Below are 21,950 nucleotides of genomic sequence, written 5' to 3'. Positions count from 1 at the left end.
CTACTTACTCATCCTTTCTTCAACTTTTTCTGTAAACGGTACAGTTCATTTAATGCTTCTAGCGGTGTCATATCTAGTAAATCTATTTTTTTGATTTGTGTTAATACTGCTGTTTCTTTTGAATCGAGTACAAACTTATCTTCTTTTTCCGCTGTTTGTTCCACCGCAAAGAAGGATAGCTGTGATTCTTCTTCCACTTCTTCTTGCGGCAATGCCTCTAGTTCTTCTTTCACGACTACAGGTTCTTGTACGATTTCTTCTGGAACTTTGACTTCCGTTCGTTTTGGAATGGTTACTTCCTCTTGACCTTCAAGCTGCGCTAATACTTCTTTGGCACGAGCGATTAAGCTATCTGGCAGCTCTGCAAGCTGAGCAACGTGAATTCCGTAACTCTTATCTGCTGCTCCTTCTTGAATTTTATGCAAGAAGACAACTTTTCCGTTTTCTTCAATCGCTGAAACATGCACATTTTTCAGTTGATCTAAACTTTCTTCTAACACTGTTAATTCATGATAGTGTGTTGAAAATAACGTTTTCGCACCAATTTGATCATGAATATGCTCAATGATTGCTTGCGCTAATGCCATACCGTCATACGTAGATGTACCACGACCAATTTCATCAAATAAAATTAAGCTTCTTTCCGATGCATTCGCAATCGCATTTTTTGCTTCTAACATTTCAACCATAAACGTACTTTGTCCTGAAATTAAATCATCTGCTGCCCCAATTCTCGTAAAGATTTGGTCAAACACAGGGAGTACAGCTTCTGCTGCTGGTACAAAGCAACCGATTTGCGACATAACAGTAATAAGTGCTAATTGACGCATATACGTACTTTTACCGGACATATTTGGACCAGTAATTAAAAAAACATCCATATTTTCAGGCATTATACAATCATTTGGAACATACAACTTGCCGTTTAATACTTTTTCAACGACCGGATGACGGCCATCTTTAATAAAGATTTCTCGTTTACTCGTTAATATTGGTTTTACAAATTGTTCTTCTTCACTTACAGTTGCAAAGCTTTGAAGGACGTCTAGTTCACTAATAATTTTCGCTAATTGCTGTAACTTCGGAATAAACACTTTCACTTCTTCGCGAAGAGCCGTGAATAAATCATATTCTAACTGAACGATTTTTTCTTCTGCTTCTAAAATCAATGTTTCTTTTTCTTTTAATTCGTCTGTAATAAAACGCTCTGCATTCGCAAGTGTTTGTTTTCGTTCATAGCGTCCTTCTGGAAGTGCGGTAAGGTTTGCTTTTGTAACTTCAATATAATAACCAAAAATACGGTTGTAACCAATCTTTAATGATTTAATTCCTGTTATATCACGCTCACGTTTTTCAAGCTCTGCAATCCATGTTTTTCCGTTTTTACTTACGTAGCGATATTGATCTAATTTCTCACTATAACCGTCTTTTATAATGTCACCATCTTTTATAGAAAGTGGCGGATTTTCTTGAATACTTCTCTCTAATAACGCCGTTAAGCTTTCACAAGGATCAGCACCTTGAATTAAGTTTGCAGCATAAGAATTATCTAACAGACTAACTGCCTCTAAAATAGCCGGAACTTGCATTAAGGAACGCTTTAATTGCAGTAAATCACGCGCATTGACATTTCCATATGAAACTTTTCCTGCTAACCGTTCTAAGTCGTATACTTCTTTTAATTTTTCTTTTAAATCTTCACGTAAGAAATAATCGTTCACAAACGTTTCAACCATCTCTAAACGTTCTTCAATTTTTTCTTTTTGAATGAGTGGGCGTTCCATCCACTGCTTTAACATTCGTCCACCCATTGCTGTTTTTGTTTTATCTAACAACCATAATAGGGAGCCTGTTTTTTCTTTTGTTCGAATGGTTTCTGTTAGCTCCAAATTACGTTTAGAGTGAACATCAATCTTCATAAATTGATTTGTATAATAAATTTCAACCGGTTGCAGGTGATCTAGTGAACGTTTTTGTGTTCGTAAAACATAGTTAAATAAACGTCCAACTGCTGCAATTAATTTCGTTTGCGTTACATTTTGAACGAGGTGTCTAAGACTCTCTGGAATTTTCGTTTCTTCCTCATATGAAACCGTCATTTTTAATGTTGCTAACATCTTGTCCAATTCTTCCTTAGAGAACGTGGAAGATACGACAATCTCTTTCGCACCCGTTGCATATACTTCTAGTAATACATCTTCAAGTGTTCCAGTTAACAATGTTACTGTATTTTGACCTGTTGTTAAGTCATTACATGCTAATGCATAGGAACCATCTTCAAAATGTGCTAGTGCTGCGAGAAAATTATTTTCCTTTTCATCTATTGTACGACCTTCCATCATCGTTCCTGGCGTAATTAACTGAACAACTTCACGGCGCACAACACCTTTTGCTGTTTTTGGATCTTCAACTTGTTCACAAATCGCTACTTTATATCCTTTTTCAATCAGTTGTTCAATGTAGTTTTTCGCAGCGTGATACGGTACCCCGCACATCGGAATCCGTTCGCTCCCGCCCCCATCGCGACTCGTCAATGTAATTTCAAGTTCATGTGCTGCTTTTACAGCATCCTCAAAAAACATCTCATAAAAATCGCCTAATCGAAAAAATAAAAAGGCATCTTGATAATCTGCCTTGATCTTTAAATATTGCTGCATCATCGGCGTGTACTGTGCCATTTTGATCCCCCATACGTCTTTCTTTTTCACTTTAAAAATATATTATAACACAATTATACACGAATGATTTTGTTCCATCATCTGAAACATATACAAAAAGCTAGGAAGAGATTCTCCCTAGCTTCAACTTATTCTTCTTCCTCTATGATAAAGTTCGGATCAAGTTCTTCAAACTCATCATCATCTACTTCAACTTCAACTTCAAATTGCTGATCATCTTCTTGACAGCCCTCCGGATTCACACTCACACAAATTTTTGTTTCACCCACGACTTCTATTACAAATTCCCGTTCCACAGTGACAGCCATTTTGTTTCCATTTGGTGAAATAACAGCTTCTAAACAATTTGGATGTTGTACGACACGTGCAACAATTTCTAAATCTTCCCCAGAAAAGTTCTTATCACGATAACCAATGTTCACATCATCTGTGTAATGCACACGCTCTGTCACGACTTCTGTTTTCGTATTTTCTTCATACGAATACCATGTGTTAATATCGTAGAATCCTTCGATTTCTACATACTTTCCATTTTTATTTGCTTCATATGCATGGTTAATAACCCAACACCCCAAAATACTTGTCGGCGGATGATTCGGTGTAACAGTGTGGGTTGTTTTCATATACTTACGCCCTTTTCCCACAACTGCTTTCGTAATAATTTCTCTAAATTCAGACATACGAACCCCTCCTCAATGAATGTTCAATTCATTATATGCGGGACAAATGCGGAATGTGTTATTCTTTTTTGCAAATGCTCTGTCCTGCTCATTATGTAACGTGAAACTTCTACTTTCTAGAAGGAGATAATACATAAAATGAAACAAAAAGAGATGTCGAATTCGACATCTCTTTTAACAGCCACATGTGCCTTTTTTATTTGCTACTTCAGCACCTGTTTCTCCTTTTAATACATCGCCGCCAGTTGAAATTAAAATTTCATCTGTGACCTTGTTTGAAATTGTACTTGCGACAAGCTGCAATAAATCATTTACATATGTTTGAGAAGATTTGAACTGCTGTACAACTGGAATTTCATCCAGTTTATCTTGCAACGCATCAATTTCTGATTCTACTTTTTTTAGCGCTTCCCATTTCCCATAATGTTGTAGATTGACTGCTTGTTTTTGCAAAGCTTTAATTTCATCAATCGTGCGTTTTACATTCTCATTTTTATGAATTTGCGCTTCTGCACGTTTAAAGAAATCAACTTCTTCTGTTTCAGAAATCATTTTTGCTAATTCCTTCGCTTGCTCTACAATTTCATCTTTTGTAAAGATTTTCATCTATTATTTCACCTCGATCGGCTCCTCAACCAATTCCCCGTTTAGAGACCAAGTTTTTGCTTTTGTTATTTTCACTTTTACAAGCTGACCGATTACAGATTTTGGAGCTACGAAGTTTACAAGCTTATTGGCACGTGCATAGCCTGCAAGTACATCAGGATTATTTTTACTCTCTCCATCAACAAGCACTTCAACAATTTGTCCTTCATACGCTTTATTCTGCTTCGCAGAAAATTCATTTACTAACGCATTTAAACGTTGCAAGCGTTCTTTTTTCACTTCCATCGGTACATTATCCTGCATTTTAGCAGCTGGTGTGCCTTCACGTGGTGAATAAATAAATGTATATGCACTATCGAAACCTACTTCGCGATATAACGACATCGTTTCTTCAAATTGTTCATCTGTTTCATTTGGGAAACCGACGATAATATCAGTCGTTAGTACTACATTTGGAATCGCTTCTTTAATTTTACGTACAAGTTCTAAATAATGCTCACGTGAGTATTTACGTGCCATAATTTTCAACATATCCGTACTTCCAGATTGTACTGGTAAGTGAATGTGTTCAACTAAATTGCCGCCTCTTCCAAGTACTTCAATTAAACGATCATCAAAGTCGCGCGGATGGCTTGTTGTAAAACGAATACGTGCTACGTCAATCTTACGAAGTTCATCCATAAGATCTCCTAAACCATATTCCATATCTTCAAAGTCTTTTCCGTATGCATTTACGTTTTGACCAAGTAGTGTAATTTCTTTATAACCATTTGCCGCTAAATGACGTACTTCTTTAATAATGTCCTCTGGACGACGGCTACGCTCTTTACCACGAGTATACGGTACAATACAATATGTGCAGAATTTGTCACATCCGTACATAATGTTTACCCACGCTTTAATATCCCCACGGCGTACTTTCGGAAGATTCTCAATGACATCTCCTTCTTTTGACCATACTTCAACAACTGTCGCTTTCGAGAACATAGCATCTTTTAAAATGTATGGTAAACGGTGAATGTTATGTGTACCGAATACCATATCTACATGCTGATGTTTTTGCATAATTTTGTTTACGACAGATTCTTCTTGTGACATACAACCGCAAACACCGACTAAAAGATCAGGATTTCTTTGTTTTAAAGATTTTAAATGTCCAAGTTCCCCGAATACTTTATTTTCAGCGTTTTCACGAATTGCACATGTATTTAATAAAATCACATCTGCATCTTCTGTAGAGAATGTTGGTTCATATCCAAGAGTTGTAAAGATACCGGCCATTACTTCCGTATCATGCTCATTCATTTGACATCCATAAGTACGGATATAGAACTTTCTTCCTGTACCAAAATTGCGAAACTCTTCAGGTAAGCCAAAATCACGCTCAATTTTAATTTCTTCTTTTCCGCGTGTTTTCGCATCCTTTAAAGAAGGTGGCTGATATACACTTTCAAAATATTTACTGTAATCTTTTTCTGCTTTTTTAGTAGTTGAAGTTGCTTGTTGACCTGCTAATCGTTGCTCTTCGTTCATGAATAATCTCCTTTCAACCTTACATATACACAGTTTTGACTTTTAGTTGTTGTTTATTTTGTCTTTATAAAAAGCCTATCGCTTCATTCCTATACACATTATTATAGTATAAAGCGTTCAGTCAAATTAAACAATAGAGAGGCCTTGCATTCATGAACGATTTTACCTGATACTAAAGGGAGGTGAAGAGCTCGTATATAATGTAACTCTTATTTATTATTCTATCATTCTGAATTTTCTTAGTAAAGGAAGTATACCCCATCACAAAGATACTTTATCATAACTTTGCATTAGAAAAGGCTATCGAAATTTCGATAGCCTTCATATATTACATAAATTCTGCTACAAGTTCATCAAACATTTTTTGGTCCATTTGCAAATCAGCATGAACTAATGGTTTTTCACTATATCCTTTTACAAGCTCTTGGTAAGAAGGTTGCACTGTATTTTGATAAATTAAACCTGTTACTAACCCTTTGTTTTCCATTAATGTTTGCATAGCAACCATACGATTAGATGGATCATATCCTTCTACTTCGCTAAGCTTTGTTAAATTCTCTTTAAACCAATCATACGTATTTACCTTGTTATAAGTTACACATGGGCTAAATACGTTAATAAGTGAGAACCCTTTATGTTGAATACCAGCTTCAATTAGCTGTGTTAATTCTTTTAAGTCACTAGAGAAACTTTGTGCTACGAACGTTGCTCCAGCAGTTAATGCCATTTCCATTACAGATAGTGCTGGCTCAATCGACCCTTGCGGCGTACTTTTTGTTTTAAAGCCCGCTTCACTACGAGGAGAAGTTTGGCCTTTTGTTAAACCGTAAATTTGGTTATCCATAACAATGTACGTAATATCAATATTACGACGAATAGAATGAATTGTATGTCCCATACCGATTGCAAAACCGTCACCGTCACCACCAGAGGCAATAACTGTTAAATCACGATTTGCCATTTTTACACCTTGTGCAATTGGAAGGGCACGTCCATGAATACTATGAACACCGTAAGAGTTAATATAACCAGAGATACGACCGGAACATCCGATACCAGAAATAACCGCTAATTCATCAGGATTCAAGCCTACATTTGCAGCCGCACGTTGAATTGCCGCTTGCACTGAGAAGTCCCCACAACCTGGACACCAGTTTGGCTTTACACTATTACGAAAGTCCTTAAATGTTGCCATTTAAAACAACCCCTTTTTTGCATTCGTTGTAAATTTCTTTCGGTAAGAATGGATTTCCGTCATATTTCAATAGGTTAGAAATTTTCTCACCGTGGCCAAGATTCATCTTCATAATATTAGCAAGCTGTCCAGTTGCATTGTTTTCTACAACGACAACACGTTTTGCACTCTTCACAAGTGGCAGCATTTCAGCTGTTGGGAACGGATGAATTAGGCGAACATGAGCATGGTTTACTTTTAACCCTTCTTGCTCTAAACGTTCCATCGCTTCTTCAATTGCACCACGAGTTGAGTTAAAGCCTACTAATAATACATCAGCGTCATCATATTTAGCATTTTTATATACAGGGGTATTGAATTTAATATTTTCCATTTTTCGGAAACGTTTATCCATTTGTGCATTGCGATTAAGTGCTGACTCTGATGGTTTACCTGTTTCATCGTGCTCTACGCCTGTTACATGGTGAATACCATTTTTCATACCAGGTACAACACGTGGTGAAATGCCATCTTCTGTTACTTCATAACGTTTGAAGTATGCTTTATTTTCACGCTCTGGTAACTCCGCATGTAAATCAAGTTTACCACGGCGAATTTCAACCTTTTCTAATTGAAGTGGTTCTACTGTTTGTTTGCCTAAAGAAAGTTGTAAATCTGTTAAAAAGATTACAGGAACTTGATATTCTTCCGCTAAGTTAAATGCTTCTACAATATCATAGAACGCTTCTTCAGCAGTACTTGGTGCCATGACGATTTTCGGAATCTCGCCATGCGTACCGTAAATCATTGCCATTAAATCAGATTGTTCTTGTTTTGTTGGCAAACCAGTACTTGGCCCACCACGTTGTGTATCAATGATAACAAGAGGTGTTTCTGTAATCCCAGCTAAACCAATTGCTTCCATCATTAGAGACAAACCAGGACCTGCTGACGCTGTTAATGTACGTACACCAGCATAGTTTGCACCGATTGCCATCGTACAAGCAGCGATTTCATCTTCAGTTTGAATAACAGTTCCTCCTACTTTTGGAAGCTTCTTAATTAAGTATTCCATAATCTCAGAAGCAGGCGTAATTGGATAAGCAGACATAAAACGAGCACCACCAGCTACTGCGCCAAATGCGATTGCATCGTTTCCAATCATAAACATGCGTTGTTTTCCATCTGCTTTTTCAAGTTGCATCATATTTACTTTTTCGCCTAGCAATTCTTTCATATATTGAGAGCCGCGTTTAATTGCTTCCATGTTTTTCTCAACAACTTGCTCTCCTTTACGACCAAAAATCTCATCAACAACTTCTAAATATACATTTTCGTCTAATCCTAATACAGCACTAGACGCTCCTACCGCAACCATGTTTTTCATTAAAGATGTACCAAGTTCAGAAGCAATATCCGTAAACGGAATCGCATATAAAGTTGCATCTGCTCCCTCTGGAATGCTTGGATTGAATTTTGCATCTGCAACAACAATCCCACCTGGACGTAGTTCGTGGAAGTTAAAGTCAATTGTTTCTTGATCAAACGCAATTAAGATATCTAAATCATCTGATATTGCGCGTACTTCTGTTGTACTTACGCGAATTTTATTGTTTGTATGACCACCTTTAATTCGTGATGAAAAGTGGCGATAACCATATAGATAATAACCTAATCGGTTTAATGCAATACAAAAGATTTCTCCTGTACTTTCAATTCCTTCACCTTGTTGTCCTCCAACTTTCCATGAAAGTTGACTAATCATCTCCTACACCCCTTTAGCTTCATACATTGTAGTGTATTTTTTTACAGTACTAGTTTAGCACTTTTTGAGCCAAGAAACTACAATGGACACAAATTATACCTCTTCTGATTTCAGTAAATGTTTTGCATAATCTTAATTCGTTTACAATTCTAGCTCTACCACTGTAAAAATGCAAGAATTTGATACAATTTTATCGAATATTTTTCAAATTTTCTAATATTTATTTTTCCTCTATAACCTCTTGTATAAGAGATAACTTAGAATGAAATGTGGTGTATAAAATTACGATATGTGAAATTGTTTACTTGTTCTTCTTTATATCGTTTTAATAGTTCATTTATGACATATTCATAATGTTCATACCGTTCTACATGTACCACTGTTTCTGTTATTCCATCAAAATCTGATCCAAATCCAACATTCTTTTCTCCACCAAGCATACATACATGCTCAACATGGCGCAATATATCATCCATACAAACAGACTTATTTGCAGCTAAAAACATCGGTACAAATGTTATCCCAATCATTCCATCTTTTTGGATTAATGCTTTTATTTGTTCATTCGTTAAGTTTCTTGGATGCTGACATAACTCGTAGCTATTCGAATGAGAAGCAATGAGATGATTTGCAAGTTCTATCACATCCCAAAATCCTTTCTCTGACAGATGTGAAACATCTGTCCATACTTTGTAACGGTTTAACTCGTCCACTGCTTTTTTTCCAAACAGTGTTAGACCACCGCCTCGAGACTCTAATGCTCCGTCAGCAACTAAATTCGCATAGTTCCAAGTAAGCCCAACAGAACGAACCCCAAGATAATACAACGTTTTCAGCTTCTCTAATTCATTTCCAATTGCATCGCATCCTTCTAAAGTTAAAAGCGCTCCAATTTCATCTTTTCCTAATTGCTGAATATCTTCTTTTGTCCTGATCCATTTTATATTCGGCAGTGCCAAGATTTGTTCGTGAAATATATTTGTCATCTCTAATGCAACTGCAAATCGTTGTCCATATGGCACTTCTTCCGGCACATAAATCGCAAAACATTGAACACTGCCGCCATTTTGTTTTAACTGATCGTACGTAATATGTAAAGATGAATCATTTTGAAAAGATTTTTTTCCTTTTCCCATCCATAACTGCCATAATACATCACAATGCGCATCAAAAATTTTCAATGTTCTTCATCCCTTCTTCTAGAACCAGCCTCATTTACTATTCAATTTGAAGCGAAGCTCTTCTTACAGAAAATGATAAAGTGAAACTTTAATCAGTGAGGATTTTTTCAGCCCCCACTGATTATTAGTTAAACCAATCGGGCGCATGCCAGCAGTTATCCCCCATCTATCTTCTTCGATTTTCTCTGAATCTTGAGGTGGGCGTCTTACTGCCCGTTAATGTGGGATAAAAATGACCTGTTTGCAAATGCAAACAGGTCATCCAATTTAACGAGGTTCTACAATTAATTTAATTGCTGTGCGTTCTTCACCATCAATCATAATATCTGTGAAAGCTGGGATACAAATCAAGTCCACACCACTCGGCGCTACAAATCCTCTCGCAATTGCTACTGCCTTCACGGCTTGATTCAATGCACCAGCACCGATTGCTTGCATTTCTGCTGAACCACGCTCACGAATAACTCCAGCAAGTGCACCAGCTACAGAGTTAGGTACCGAAGTTGCTTTAACTTTTAATATTTCCATTGCTCGTTTCCTCCTCGTTTCTTAAAAAAAGTATTAGCGATTGAATTCACTTTTAACTTATATTCACGAGCAATGATTCATATTCCTGCTAAAATTCTGTAATTTTTCTAAAAATTAAAATATTTTTCCTTTTCTAGCCTTTGTGTTTTTTACTCAAAAAATGGCTGGTCATCATTAATTAAAATACGATCAATTTTCTTAGCTTTTCCTGTATTTGGATCCACATCAATTAACACAGCACTTAACTGTGTTCTTCCATTCGTTACTTCAAATCGTACTGGAAGATTTGTTAAAAACTTCTTCAATACCGCTTCACGATCCATCCCTAAAATCCCATCATATGGACCTGTCATACCAACATCCGTAATATAAGCTGTTCCCTTTGGTAAAATACGATTATCCGCAGTTGGAACATGCGTATGCGTTCCAACAACCGCTGTAGCGCGTCCATCTACATACCAGCCAAGCGCTTGCTTTTCACTCGTTGTTTCAGCATGAAAATCAATAAAAATAATATTCGTACGCTTTTTCGCAATCTTAATCAATTCATCCACTTTACGGAATGGACAATCAATTGGTGGAAGGAATGTGCGACCTTGTAAATTAATCACTGCAACTTCTATACCATTACAATTTACAAAAATAAGCCCTTTTCCTGGTGTTCCTTCCGGGAAATTTGCTGGTCTTGCAAGGTACTTTGCATTATCGATAAATTCAAAAATTTCGCGGTTATCCCATGCATGGTTTCCAAGTGTAACTGCCTGTGCACCGCACTCTAAGAAGTTACGATAAATTTTCTCTGTAATTCCACGTCCACCTGCAGCATTTTCTCCATTAATAATCGTAACTGTAGGTGTATATTTTTTCTTTAATGCAGGCACGTAATCTTGAATCATGCTTCTTCCTGGCGAGCCTACTACATCCCCAACAAATAAAATTCTCATTGTGTTTACCCTTTCCATCTATACTTTCCTCGTAGTTTAGTTTTATAAGTAGCAATCTCTACTTATGAAAAATACGAATTTACTTACATTATTCTATTTCATGAATCGTTTCCGATTCTACATACTTTTCTATATTGTGTCCATTCCCGACACAAAAAAATAAAGTGGTGTAACACCACCACTTTATTTTGCGTATTCAACTGCACGTGTTTCACGAATAACAGTAACTTTAATATGACCTGGATAATCAAGTTCATTTTCAATACGTTTTCGAATATCACGCGCTAAACGATGAGCCTCTAAATCATCAATTGTATCTGGTTTCACTAAGATACGAACTTCACGTCCAGCTTGAATTGCATAGGATTTCTCAACACCTTCATAAGACTCAGAAATCTCTTCAAGCTTTTCAAGACGACGAATATAATTTTCAAGCGTCTCACTTCGTGCTCCAGGTCTTGCTGCTGACAGTGCATCTGCCGCTGCCACAAGAACTGCGATGATAGAAGTCGGTTCAGTATCGCCATGGTGAGATGCAATACTATTGATAACAACAGGATGCTCTTTATATTTTGTCGCCAGCTCAACACCAATTTCAACGTGGCTGCCTTCAACCTCATGATCGATTGCTTTTCCGATGTCATGTAATAAGCCAGCACGACGAGCAAGCTTTTCGTCTTCACCAAGTTCAGCTGCCATTAGTCCAGCTAAATAAGCAACTTCCATAGAGTGCTTTAAGACATTTTGACCGTAGCTTGTTCTAAATTTCAAACGACCTAAAATCTTAATTAAATCTGGATGTAACCCGTGTACTCCTACTTCAAAAGTCGTTTGTTCTCCAACTTCACGAATATACTCATCCACTTCACGTCTTGATTTTTCAACCATTTCTTCAATACGTGCTGGGTGAATACGGCCGTCTTGTACAAGTTTATCAAGAGCAATACGAGCAGTTTCACGACGAATTGGGTCAAAGCCTGATAAGATTACTGCTTCTGGTGTATCATCGATGATTAAATCAATACCTGTTAACGTTTCTAGTGTACGAATATTACGACCTTCACGTCCGATAATACGTCCCTTCATCTCGTCATTTGGAAGATTTACAACTGAAACCGTAGTTTCAGCAACGTGATCAGCAGCACATCTTTGCATAGCTAAAGATAAAATCTCTTTCGCTTTCTTATCTGCTTCTTCTTTTGCACGTATTTCAGTTTCTTTTACCATAACAGCGATTTCATGCGAAATTTCATTTTCAACTTTTTCTAGGATAATGGCTCTTGCTTGCTCACGCGTTAGGCTAGAAATACGCTCTAATTCATCTTGCTGTTTTTGTACTAACTCTCCCACTTTGCTTTCCAAATCTTCAATCTGCTGTTGTCTTACTACAAGAGATTCCTCTTTCTTCTCTAACAATTGTTGACTTTTCTCAAGCGATTCGTCTTTTCGATCAAGGTTCTCTTCTTTTTGCATTAAACGATTTTCTTGTTTTTGTAACTCGTTTCTTCGGTCACGAATTTCTAATTCCGCTTCTGTACGAAGTGTATGAATTTCATCCTTTGCTTCTAACAGCGCTTCTTTTTTCAGTGCTTCTGCTTGACGATTTGCATCTTCTACAATACGCTTCGCTTCATTGGCCGCACCGTTAATCTTCGCTTCTGCAATGGACTTTCGAACAAAAAATCCAACAACTGCACTGATGATGGCCAGCAAAATGGAGATGAGTATCCAAACTACATTACTCATAATTTCACCTCCTCTTGCTATGAATGAAAAAAGACTGCATGGATGTACATTGTTTGCGCTTGCAACGTACAGCAATGACTGTCGTCCCGCCTTTTCAAGGGACTTTCTTCATTTCACAATTAAAATAGACATATGCTTATTTCGGAAAGTATCAGTCCTATCCGAATGTCACTTCTCTTCTTGAGAAGAGTGTATCGTATATAATATAAGAAAAAATATACATTATCATTGTATCTACCGCTATTTTCATTGTCAAGCGTTGTCTACTTTTACTTTCTTTACCTCTGATGAAAAATAAAAGACACGAAACCGTGTCTTTTAATCATTAAGAAGATTCATATCTTCTCCACTTCCAGATGCCGCTTCTTCACCAATGCCATGATGCTCACGAATAAAGAATGCAATTTCATCTGTAATTTCTGGATTTTCTTTTAGGAATTGCTTCGCATTTTCACGCCCTTGTCCTAAGCGTTCTTCATTATAAGAATACCAAGCTCCGCTCTTTTGAACGATATCAAGTTCAGAAGCCATATCTAAAATTTCACCTTCTCTTGAAATCCCTTCTCCATACATAATATCAACTTCTGCTACGCGGAAAGGAGGTGCTACTTTATTTTTTACTACTTTCACTTTTGTTTTATTACCAACAATGTCATTACCTTGCTTTAACTGCTCAGCACGACGCACTTCAAGACGTACTGTTGAATAGAATTTCAACGCACGACCACCTGGAGTTGTTTCTGGATTTCCAAACATAACCCCAACTTTTTCACGAATTTGGTTAATAAAGATTGCAATTGTTTTTGACTTGTTAATCGCACCAGATAATTTACGAAGAGCTTGTGACATTAAACGTGCTTGTAAACCGACGTGAGAGTCACCCATTTCTCCCTCAATCTCCGCTTTTGGAACAAGTGCTGCTACAGAGTCAATAACAATAATATCAATTGCACCGCTTCGTACTAATGCCTCTGCAATTTCTAATCCTTGTTCTCCTGTGTCTGGCTGAGATAATAGTAATTCATCAATGTTAACACCTAATTTTTGAGCATATACAGGATCCATTGCATGTTCTGCATCAATAAACGCCGCTTGTCCGCCTTGGCGTTGTACCTCTGCAATCGCATGTAAGGAAACCGTCGTTTTACCTGAACTTTCAGGTCCATAAATTTCAATAATACGGCCACGTGGATAACCACCAACTCCAAGGGCAACATCAAGTGCTAACGAACCACTTGGTATAGTAGAAATTCTTCGTTCCGCTTGCTCTCCTAGTTTCATAATAGAGCCTTTACCGAATTGTTTTTCTATTTGTTTTAACGCCATATCTAATGCCGCTTGACGATCACTCATTCAAAAATTCCTCCTTAACTTAAATGCTAACCTTATTATAATATTTTCTTTCCGTTATGCCAACAAAAATCGAACGTTTATTCGTTTTTTTATTTTCCAGTAGATGAAAACCTTTATTTTTCTATATAAAGTGAGACTTCCATCAATGTTTTTTTCTTCATCCTCCACTGATGGAAAGCACATCCAATCGTGCTTTTACGGACAGTGAGACCCCACCTATCTTCTTCGCTTTCTCTGAATCTTGAGGTGAGGTCTTACTATCCACAAATAGCGGGATAAAATAGCAGAAGCTAGAAGAGACTTATATCTCTTCTAGCTTCTTATACAGATGATAAAATCCATATTTGACAGTTCGTTCACGAATTTGCTGGCGACTTCCACTTAATGCAAGCGGAATAACAATCGTCGGCTGTTCATCCATTGCTAATCCAATAAATACTGTCCCTGGTTCTTTCCCTTCAGAGGCATCTGGACCAGCTACTCCAGTAAAACTAATTCCGATATTGGCTTGCATAAGTTTTTTCACATTTTCTGCAAGATAGCGAGCACAGACTTCACTAACAGCTCCATCCGTTTGTAAAATCTCTTCTGGAACATGTAAAATATGTTGCTTTACATCATTGCTATAACAAATTATGCCGCCTGTAAACACAGAAGACGCACCAGCTACTTCGGTAATACGATCACCAAATAATCCGCCTGTTAAACTTTCAGCACACGAAATCGTCAAACATTTTTGTTTTAACAAGGCAATTGCTTTATTATGAAGAAGATCTTGATTATATCCGTAAAAAAATTGCCCTACTCTTTGTAAAATCAATTCTTCTATATCATTTATTAGCGTTTCCGCCTCTTTTGCATCATGATGCTTTGCAGTCAAACGAAGCGTTACTTCTCCTTCAGAAGCAAGAGGAGCAATCGTTGGGTTCGTTTGAGCATCTATTAAGTCTTGAATCGTTGTCTCTAATTGTGATTCTCCAATTCCAAAGAATCGAAGAGTACGAGAATATAAATTCTCACCCGATGTAAAAGGGAGTAGCCAAGTCTCTACATAACTTGTATACATTGGATTCATTTCTTTAGGTGGTCCTGGAAGTAAAATATACACCTTGTTATCTTTACATAATCCCATCCCTGGAGCCATACCATGATCATTAGCGAACACAGTTGACCCCTTTAAAACAAGAGCTTGTTTTTTATTATTTTCCGTAAACTCTCTTCCCGTTCGTTTATAGTAGTCAGCAATTGAAGCGAGCGCTACTTCATCATATACAAGCTCTTCCTGCAGAGAAGAAGCAATTGTTTCTTTCGTTAAATCGTCTTTTGTCGGTCCTAATCCACCTGTAAAAATTAACATATCTGCACGTTTTTGAGCAATTTCAATTGCTTGACGCAAGCGATTATTGTTATCTCCTACAACAGTATGATAATATACATCGATTCCAATAGATGCCAGCTTTTCTGATAAAAATTTGGCATTCGTATTCGCAATTTGTCCAAGTAATAACTCTGTACCAACTGCGATAATCTCTGCATTCATCTTCCATTCCCCCATAAGCCGTTATTTCGAATTGACAAAAACCTCTCTATTTTTCCAGAAATAATCCCATCCTGAAATAATCGTAAAAATAAGCGCAATCCATATTGAAATTTCCGCAATTGGAATATGAATTAAATTGAATGGAACATCATGCAATAAGTACGCAGAAATTGCAATAACTTGCATCCACATTTTAATTTTCCCAGGCATCTTTGCAGCCGCTACTTCCCCTGTACCAGCTAATACAAGACGCAAGCCTGTAACGGCGAATTCTCGGCTAATAATAACAACAGCTATCCAAGTTGATACAAAATGTAAATCTACAAGCGTAATTAATGCTGCAGATACCAATAATTTATCCGCCAAAGGATCTAAAAATTTCCCTAGATTTGTTACAAGATTATGTTTTCTTGCATAATGGCCATCAATCCAATCTGTAGCAGAAGCAATAATAAAAACGATAGCTCCAGCTAAGTGCTGAATCGGTAATTCTACACTTCCAATTGTGTATGCTCCCCAATCAAATGGAACAAGCATAATAATTAAAAATATAGGAATTAAGAAAATTCTTGATACAGTAATTTTATTTGGTAAATTCACAGCTATTCCTCCATCATGTCAAAAACGGTTTGTGCATTGAAAAAAGTCATCGGAACGATGACTATTATTGCGCAGGTTGTTCTCCTAAGTTTTTAATCACCCAAATTTGATGATACATTTCTTCTGGATTAACTGGGAAAGCAACAGTTTGCCCATTAATTTTAATTTCAACATTTGGCGCACTACCAATGTTTAACCGCACAACATTTTTTGACCCTAAATCCTGTTGTTGTGTTTGCCCTTCCGTTAAAGTACCCGTATAGAGTACATTATTATTTTCGTCTTTAATATCTACATAACTTGTACCTTTTGCAATAACTTCTAATTTGAACTCTTTGTTATTGTGAATTTCCAATGTAGATACGTTCTTATTTGTCTCAACAAATTTAACATCTTCTTGAGATGCAGTTGGTTGTGACTGAGGTTGTTGAGGTGCTTCTTCTTTTTTATCTTCTTTCTTTTCTTCTTTCTTTTGATCAAGAGGTGAATTTTTCGCTTTCTCTACTTCTGTTTGTGCACTTTCTGTTTGCTTTACATGGCCGTCATCTTTCCCTAGCACAAATTGAAAAACAAACCAAATTGCAACACCAATCGCAATAATAAGCACTGTAATTAAAATTTTAGGCATATGATCTGCAATCGGTGATGAAGTTGCTCTTTGTACAGTTTCCTGCGTTTTTTGTCCTCTTGAAATTTGCGGAACATCTTGAGAAACTGACTGCGGTAACTCATGTTTATACTCTTCTAATACTGCCTCTCCATTTAGACCAACCGCTTCTGCATATTGCTTTATAAAGGCACGTGCGTAAAAATCCCCAGGCAATATGCTGTAATTTCCTTCTTCGATACTAATCAAATAGCGTTTTTGAATTTTCGTAACTTCTTGCAGCTGATCGATGGAAAAACCCTTCAGTTCTCTTGCTTCTTTCAGCTTTTGTCCTAATTCCGTCAATGCTAACACCTCAATATTTCTTTAAAAGTCAAACATGGAAAAATTATTCTGATTTCCTTGTTCAATTTCATCTACTAGGCTGTATTGAATTTCTTCATCGTAATCATTTCGTAACTCAATAATGTAATCAAAATCATCAAGTGTATATTCTGACTGACTCACAAATATATCTGGATGCTCTACAACTTTTGTTGATGGCAATCTCATAATTTCGCGAACAAGCTGCCAATGTCGTTCATTTGCGCGCTTCGTTGAAACAATTCCATCTAAAATAAAGATATTATTATCACTATATTCATCTTCAATTAATTGACTACGAACCGTCTGTTTAATGAGCGTCGATGATACAAAAAGCCACCGTTTATTTGCACAAACACTCGCCGCAACGATAGACTCTGTTTTTCCAACGCGCGGCATTCCGCGAATTCCAATTAATTTATGGCCTTCTTTTTTCATGATTTCCGCCATAAAATCCACAAGCAAGCCTAATTCATCACGAACGAAACGAAATGTTTTCTTATCATCCGCATCCCGCTGTATATACCTTCCATGTCGAACTGCTAACCGATCACGAAGCTTCGGTGAACGATATTTCGTTACGGTTATATTATCCATCGTATTTAGAATTGATTCAAGTCTAGAAATTTGTTCTTGATTATCACACATTAACAATAGTCCACGCCGAGCATTATCTACCCCATTAATTGTTACGATATTAATACCAAGCATACCGATCAACGAAGAAACGTCGCCAAGCAAGCCAGGTCGGTTTTTATGTATTTCATATTCAAAATACCATTCAATCATTTGATGACACTCCCCTTGCTTACTTTACACCTATGTACTATATTATATGATTTTTCCCTAATAGGAAAGCGAAATGTATAATAGAACTCGATTTAATCTAGAGATTTTCAACATCAACAAAAAAGAGAGGATTCCTCCTCCCTTTTTCTTACTTAGTGTTTTACCATTTTCACCATTAAGTTTGCGATTGTGTGTTGCTCTTGTTCATCTGCAACTTTCCACAGCTCCATCAATAATTTTTCTTGGTCATTACGCGCTTCTACTTCATTTGCTAAATAATCACCAATGCGATAAGCCATGTCATTAATCGCACCGCCATCTAACCCTTTTCCTTGCGCTTGCTCTAAACGTTCTCCTAAAAAGCCTTTCCATTGTTCAAAGTTTTCTAACACTGTCATTGTTAAGCACCTCACTATAAAGTAATGGAGTCATGTTTACTATTTGTTATTATGTCCTTTTTTATGTATGAACAGAAAACAAAATACAATGCTCCTTACTTTAAGCGCTTAACAATGCCAGCCCCCATTAACCCCAATGATTTGACCTGTTATATAAGATGCTTGAGGAGAAACTATAAATGCAACTGTGTTTGCAACTTCCTCTGCCATTCCTAATCGTCCAAGTGGAATTCCTTCTGCAATATCTTGCTTTTCTTCATCTGAAAATACACGTAGCATCTCTGTTTCAATTGCGCCGGGAGAAACAGCATTCACTCGTACACCACTTAATGCAACTTCTTTTGCCAGAGCTTTTACGTACGAATTTTGTGCTCCTTTTACCATAGAATATAACACTTCACATGAAGCACCTATTTGTCCCCATATGGAGGAGATAATGACAATATTTCCACTCCGATTTCGAATCATTGAAGGAAGTACAAACGAAATAAGTTTATATACATTTTTTACTTGCAGCTCCACCATCTCATTTAATTGTTTATCGGTAATATCTGTCGTTAATCCAAAGATACTTTTTCCAGCTGCATATACTACAGCATCAATTGGATGATGAATTTGAGACCATAGACGCTCAGCACTATCCACTTCTGATAAATTAGCTTGAACTGGAATAATACCTTCTAGTTCAAGCTGTAACTCCAAAACTTTCTTTTCACTTTGGTTATAATGGACATATACCGTATACCCATCTTTCACTAGCCGCCTTACAACGGCAGAACCGATTCCTCCACTTCCCCCGGTAACTAACGCATATTTCTTCATCCTGTTCCTCTCTCTACTACATTATTTCTTTGGAAGAACTTGACAAACACTTACTCTTTCTTCTTTTAAAAAGCTCTTCGCGACTGTTTGTAAATCTTCAATTGATAAACTTTCCAAAACAGATAATGCATCAAACAAACTAGAACCGTTAAATGCATATCGTGTGAATTGATTCGCAATATATTCCGATGAATTTAACGAACGTAAAAAACCACCTATTTTCTTCTTCTTCACACGCTCTAATGTTTCACCGCATAACTCATCATAATTTGTTTGCAATAAAATATCAGTTATTTGCTTCGCTAGCTTATCCGGCTGTTTCGTATCTCCGCCAATCATTGCAAAACCGAAACTGCTTTCTTCTGTATAATCGTACGAAAACGTATCATCAATTAAACCTTCATTATATAACGTCTCATAATGAGTAGAACCTTTTCCAAATAAATAATCTAACAGAAGAGTTAAGGCAATTTCTTGTTTTAGCAGGTCTTTTCCTTCTTTCTTTAAGTCCTGTGTTTTCACACCAACTAAACATTTTGGTGTTTGTACTGGCATTGTAATAACCATTTTTTTCTCGTTTACTTGTTCTGGTTCTTCATCAAAAGACCGAACAATTTCAGATTGAGCGGTATAATTTTTCTTCGCTTGATTTTCACGTACTAAATCCATTGTCTTCTCTGGGTCAATAGAGCCAACAATAAATAATAACATATTGCTTGGGTGATAAAATGTATGATAGCATTCATACAGTAAATCTTTCGTAATTTTGCTAATAGAATCAATTGTTCCAGCGATATCAATCTTTACAGGATGTTTCCTATATAAGCTGTCAATTAATCCAAAATATAAACGCCAATCAGCATTATCTTGGTACATTTGAATTTCTTGACCGATAATTCCCTTCTCTTTCTCAACCGTTTGTTCAGAAAAGTACGGCTCTTGCACGAAATCCAACAATGTTTCTAAGTTTGTTTCAACGTTTGATGTGCAAGAAAATAAATATGCAGTTCTTGTAAAAGATGTAAATGCATTTGAAGAAGCTCCTTGTTTACTAAATAATTGAAACGCATCATGATCCTCTTTTTCAAATAATTTATGCTCTAAAAAGTGTGCAATCCCATCTGGTACACGGAGCATCTCACCTTTTCCAAGCGGCACAAACGCATTATCAATCGAACCATACTTTGTCGTAAATGTTGCATACGTTTTATTAAAGCCTTGCTTCGGAAGAATATATACTTCTAAACCATTCGAAAGTTTCTCGTAATATAGCGTTTCTTTTAATTGTTCGTACACGATTCTTTCCATCTTAAACACCCTCCGTCCCGTGTAAGAAATAAATTGTATCTAGCTGGATATTATTAGCCACGTTCACGATTGCATCTTTCGTTACCCGTTCAATCCCTGTTAACCATTCTCCTACAGGGCGATTATAATTTGCAATTATTTCATGATACAGAAGTTCTACAAGACCGCGCGGCGTATCAATTGTTTCTAAGATTTGATTTTTAATTACACTTTTTGTTTGTGCGATTTCCTCATCAGTAAAATCACCATTTTGCATCGCTGTCATTTGTTCTTTAATAATCGTAACAGCTTTTTCATAATTTTTGCCCTCAATTCCAGACATCACGAACAGAAGTCCTTTGTGACTTTCATAACGAGAAGCAGCATAGTATGCCAAACTGTTTTTCTCACGTACATTAACAAATAATTTTGAATGTGAAAAACCACCAAACAAACCGTTAAATAACTGCAAAGCAAAATAGTCTTCGTCACGATACGTAATATATGTGCGGTATCCAACATTTAATTTACTTTGTTTTAATTCTTGTTTTTCTACAACTTCTTGCTCTTCTTCATTTTTCTTATGCAACATTACATTTCTTTCTTTCACTTCACGTTTAGAAACAGAGAAATATTGTTTCACAAGGTCAAGAGCCCCCGCTTCAATATCACCTATAATATATAAATCCATTTCATCTTCTTCTAAGACTTTTTTATAGTATTGATACAGCGTCTCGCTTGTAATAGCAGAAACACGCTCTTTTTGACCATTTGCACTTAAGCGATATGGCTCTACTTTACACATTTCTTCGATGAGGCGTTCATTAGCATAACGCATTTTATCATCAAACGTAGATTCGATACGCTGCACAAGCGCACGTTTCTCACTTTCCACAACCGTTTGTAAAAAACCATTACCTTCTGTTGCTGGTCTTAGTAAAATATCAGCAAGCATAGCAAGCGCTTTTTCAAAGAGCGGAGGCGCTTCTTGTAAATACGTTTCATTAGCAACATCTATATAAATAGAAATAATATGATCTTCACCTTTTTTACTTACATCTACAGCTAATGAAGAGCCATATAACTCCTCTAAATATTGACGAATACGAATAACAGATGGGTGTGTTTGTGTAGCACTTTGTAATACATAAGGAAGTAATGCCCGTTCTGTTACTGTTTCTTCACATAACGGTGCCTTCAAGCGCAATACAAATGTATTCGTTTTATATTTTTCTGTTGGAATAATATGTAGGCGTAATCCACCTAATTCATGTGTTTCTTGTTTTATAAGCTCCATTGGTAAACCTCCTCTAAAAAGGAATTTTCTTCTTCAATATACAGTTTTCACAAAAGAAA

Annotated in this window: 19 protein-coding genes; all 19 read right to left on the bottom strand. The window is 36.6% G+C overall.

Annotated elements, in window-relative coordinates; all coding sequences use genetic code 11:
* Window positions 1-8: 8 nt before the first annotated feature.
* On the bottom strand, window positions 9-2,678 hold the full coding sequence (gene mutS / locus ACTDJC_RS04980; RefSeq protein WP_253630184.1) for a DNA mismatch repair protein MutS: 2,670 nt from the start codon (window positions 2,676-2,678) through the stop codon (window positions 9-11).
* Window positions 2,679-2,806: 128 nt separating this feature from the next.
* Window positions 2,807-3,358 carry an outer spore coat protein CotE gene (gene cotE / locus ACTDJC_RS04975; RefSeq protein ID WP_440602757.1) on the bottom strand — a complete coding sequence of 184 codons (552 nt, stop codon included), beginning with the start codon at window positions 3,356-3,358 and terminating at the stop codon, window positions 2,807-2,809.
* A gap of 174 nt (window positions 3,359-3,532) precedes the next feature.
* A complete protein-coding gene (locus tag ACTDJC_RS04970) occupies window positions 3,533-3,964 on the bottom strand; it encodes a RicAFT regulatory complex protein RicA family protein (protein ID WP_098309735.1) in 432 nt (143 codons plus the stop codon).
* A gap of 3 nt (window positions 3,965-3,967) precedes the next feature.
* Window positions 3,968-5,497, bottom strand: a complete 1,530-nt coding sequence (gene miaB, locus ACTDJC_RS04965) for a tRNA (N6-isopentenyl adenosine(37)-C2)-methylthiotransferase MiaB (protein WP_440602756.1) — start codon at window positions 5,495-5,497, stop codon at window positions 3,968-3,970.
* 328 nt (window positions 5,498-5,825) lie between these two features.
* A complete protein-coding gene (locus ACTDJC_RS04960) occupies window positions 5,826-6,692 on the bottom strand; it encodes a 2-oxoacid:ferredoxin oxidoreductase subunit beta (RefSeq protein ID WP_098309733.1) in 867 nt (288 codons plus the stop codon).
* A complete protein-coding gene (locus ACTDJC_RS04955; protein WP_098309732.1) occupies window positions 6,679-8,436 on the bottom strand; it encodes a 2-oxoacid:acceptor oxidoreductase subunit alpha in 1,758 nt (585 codons plus the stop codon). Before ACTDJC_RS04955 ends, ACTDJC_RS04960 begins: the two co-directional genes overlap by 14 nt.
* Window positions 8,437-8,693: 257 nt before the next feature.
* Window positions 8,694-9,617 (bottom strand): dipeptidase, encoded by a 924-nt coding sequence (locus tag ACTDJC_RS04950; RefSeq protein WP_440602755.1) that lies wholly within the window; start codon window positions 9,615-9,617, stop codon window positions 8,694-8,696.
* Between the two features lie 267 nt (window positions 9,618-9,884).
* A complete protein-coding gene (spoVS, locus tag ACTDJC_RS04945; protein ID WP_020059065.1) occupies window positions 9,885-10,145 on the bottom strand; it encodes a stage V sporulation protein SpoVS in 261 nt (86 codons plus the stop codon).
* A 149-nt stretch (window positions 10,146-10,294) separates the two neighbouring features.
* Complete coding sequence (locus ACTDJC_RS04940) at window positions 10,295-11,089, bottom strand: TIGR00282 family metallophosphoesterase (protein WP_440602754.1); 795 nt, start codon at window positions 11,087-11,089, stop codon at window positions 10,295-10,297.
* A 183-nt stretch (window positions 11,090-11,272) separates the two neighbouring features.
* Window positions 11,273-12,835: a ribonuclease Y gene (gene rny, locus ACTDJC_RS04935; protein ID WP_429707473.1), complete on the bottom strand. Its 1,563-nt coding sequence runs from the start codon at window positions 12,833-12,835 to the stop codon at window positions 11,273-11,275.
* Window positions 12,836-13,153: 318 nt separating this feature from the next.
* Complete coding sequence (gene recA, locus ACTDJC_RS04930) at window positions 13,154-14,188, bottom strand: recombinase RecA (RefSeq protein WP_440602753.1); 1,035 nt, start codon at window positions 14,186-14,188, stop codon at window positions 13,154-13,156.
* Between the two features lie 301 nt (window positions 14,189-14,489).
* On the bottom strand, window positions 14,490-15,728 hold the full coding sequence (locus tag ACTDJC_RS04925) for a competence/damage-inducible protein A (protein ID WP_440602752.1): 1,239 nt from the start codon (window positions 15,726-15,728) through the stop codon (window positions 14,490-14,492).
* A gap of 21 nt (window positions 15,729-15,749) precedes the next feature.
* A complete protein-coding gene (gene pgsA, locus ACTDJC_RS04920) occupies window positions 15,750-16,328 on the bottom strand; it encodes a CDP-diacylglycerol--glycerol-3-phosphate 3-phosphatidyltransferase (protein WP_440602751.1) in 579 nt (192 codons plus the stop codon).
* A 64-nt stretch (window positions 16,329-16,392) separates the two neighbouring features.
* Window positions 16,393-17,280 (bottom strand): helix-turn-helix domain-containing protein, encoded by an 888-nt coding sequence (locus ACTDJC_RS04915; protein WP_440602750.1) that lies wholly within the window; start codon window positions 17,278-17,280, stop codon window positions 16,393-16,395.
* A 21-nt stretch (window positions 17,281-17,301) separates the two neighbouring features.
* Entirely contained in the window at window positions 17,302-18,087 is a 786-nt protein-coding gene (locus tag ACTDJC_RS04910; protein ID WP_440602749.1) for a DUF3388 domain-containing protein, read from the bottom strand.
* A gap of 152 nt (window positions 18,088-18,239) precedes the next feature.
* Entirely contained in the window at window positions 18,240-18,485 is a 246-nt protein-coding gene (locus ACTDJC_RS04905) for a DUF3243 domain-containing protein (protein ID WP_429707465.1), read from the bottom strand.
* Window positions 18,486-18,593: 108 nt separating this feature from the next.
* Window positions 18,594-19,307, bottom strand: a complete 714-nt coding sequence (gene ymfI, locus ACTDJC_RS04900) for an elongation factor P 5-aminopentanone reductase (protein ID WP_440602748.1) — start codon at window positions 19,305-19,307, stop codon at window positions 18,594-18,596.
* A gap of 21 nt (window positions 19,308-19,328) precedes the next feature.
* Window positions 19,329-20,615 carry an EF-P 5-aminopentanol modification-associated protein YfmH gene (gene yfmH / locus ACTDJC_RS04895; RefSeq protein WP_440602747.1) on the bottom strand — a complete coding sequence of 429 codons (1,287 nt, stop codon included), beginning with the start codon at window positions 20,613-20,615 and terminating at the stop codon, window positions 19,329-19,331.
* Between the two features lies 1 nt (window position 20,616).
* Window positions 20,617-21,891, bottom strand: a complete 1,275-nt coding sequence (yfmF, locus tag ACTDJC_RS04890) for an EF-P 5-aminopentanol modification-associated protein YfmF (RefSeq protein WP_440602746.1) — start codon at window positions 21,889-21,891, stop codon at window positions 20,617-20,619.
* Between the last annotated feature and the right edge of the window lie 59 nt (window positions 21,892-21,950).

Source organism: Bacillus sp. GB_SG_008 (assembly GCF_052038115.1).
Classification (GTDB): Bacteria; Bacillota; Bacilli; order Bacillales; family Bacillaceae_G; genus Bacillus_A; species Bacillus_A rhizoplanae.
This window is presented reverse-complemented; position numbering and strand designations above follow the sequence as displayed.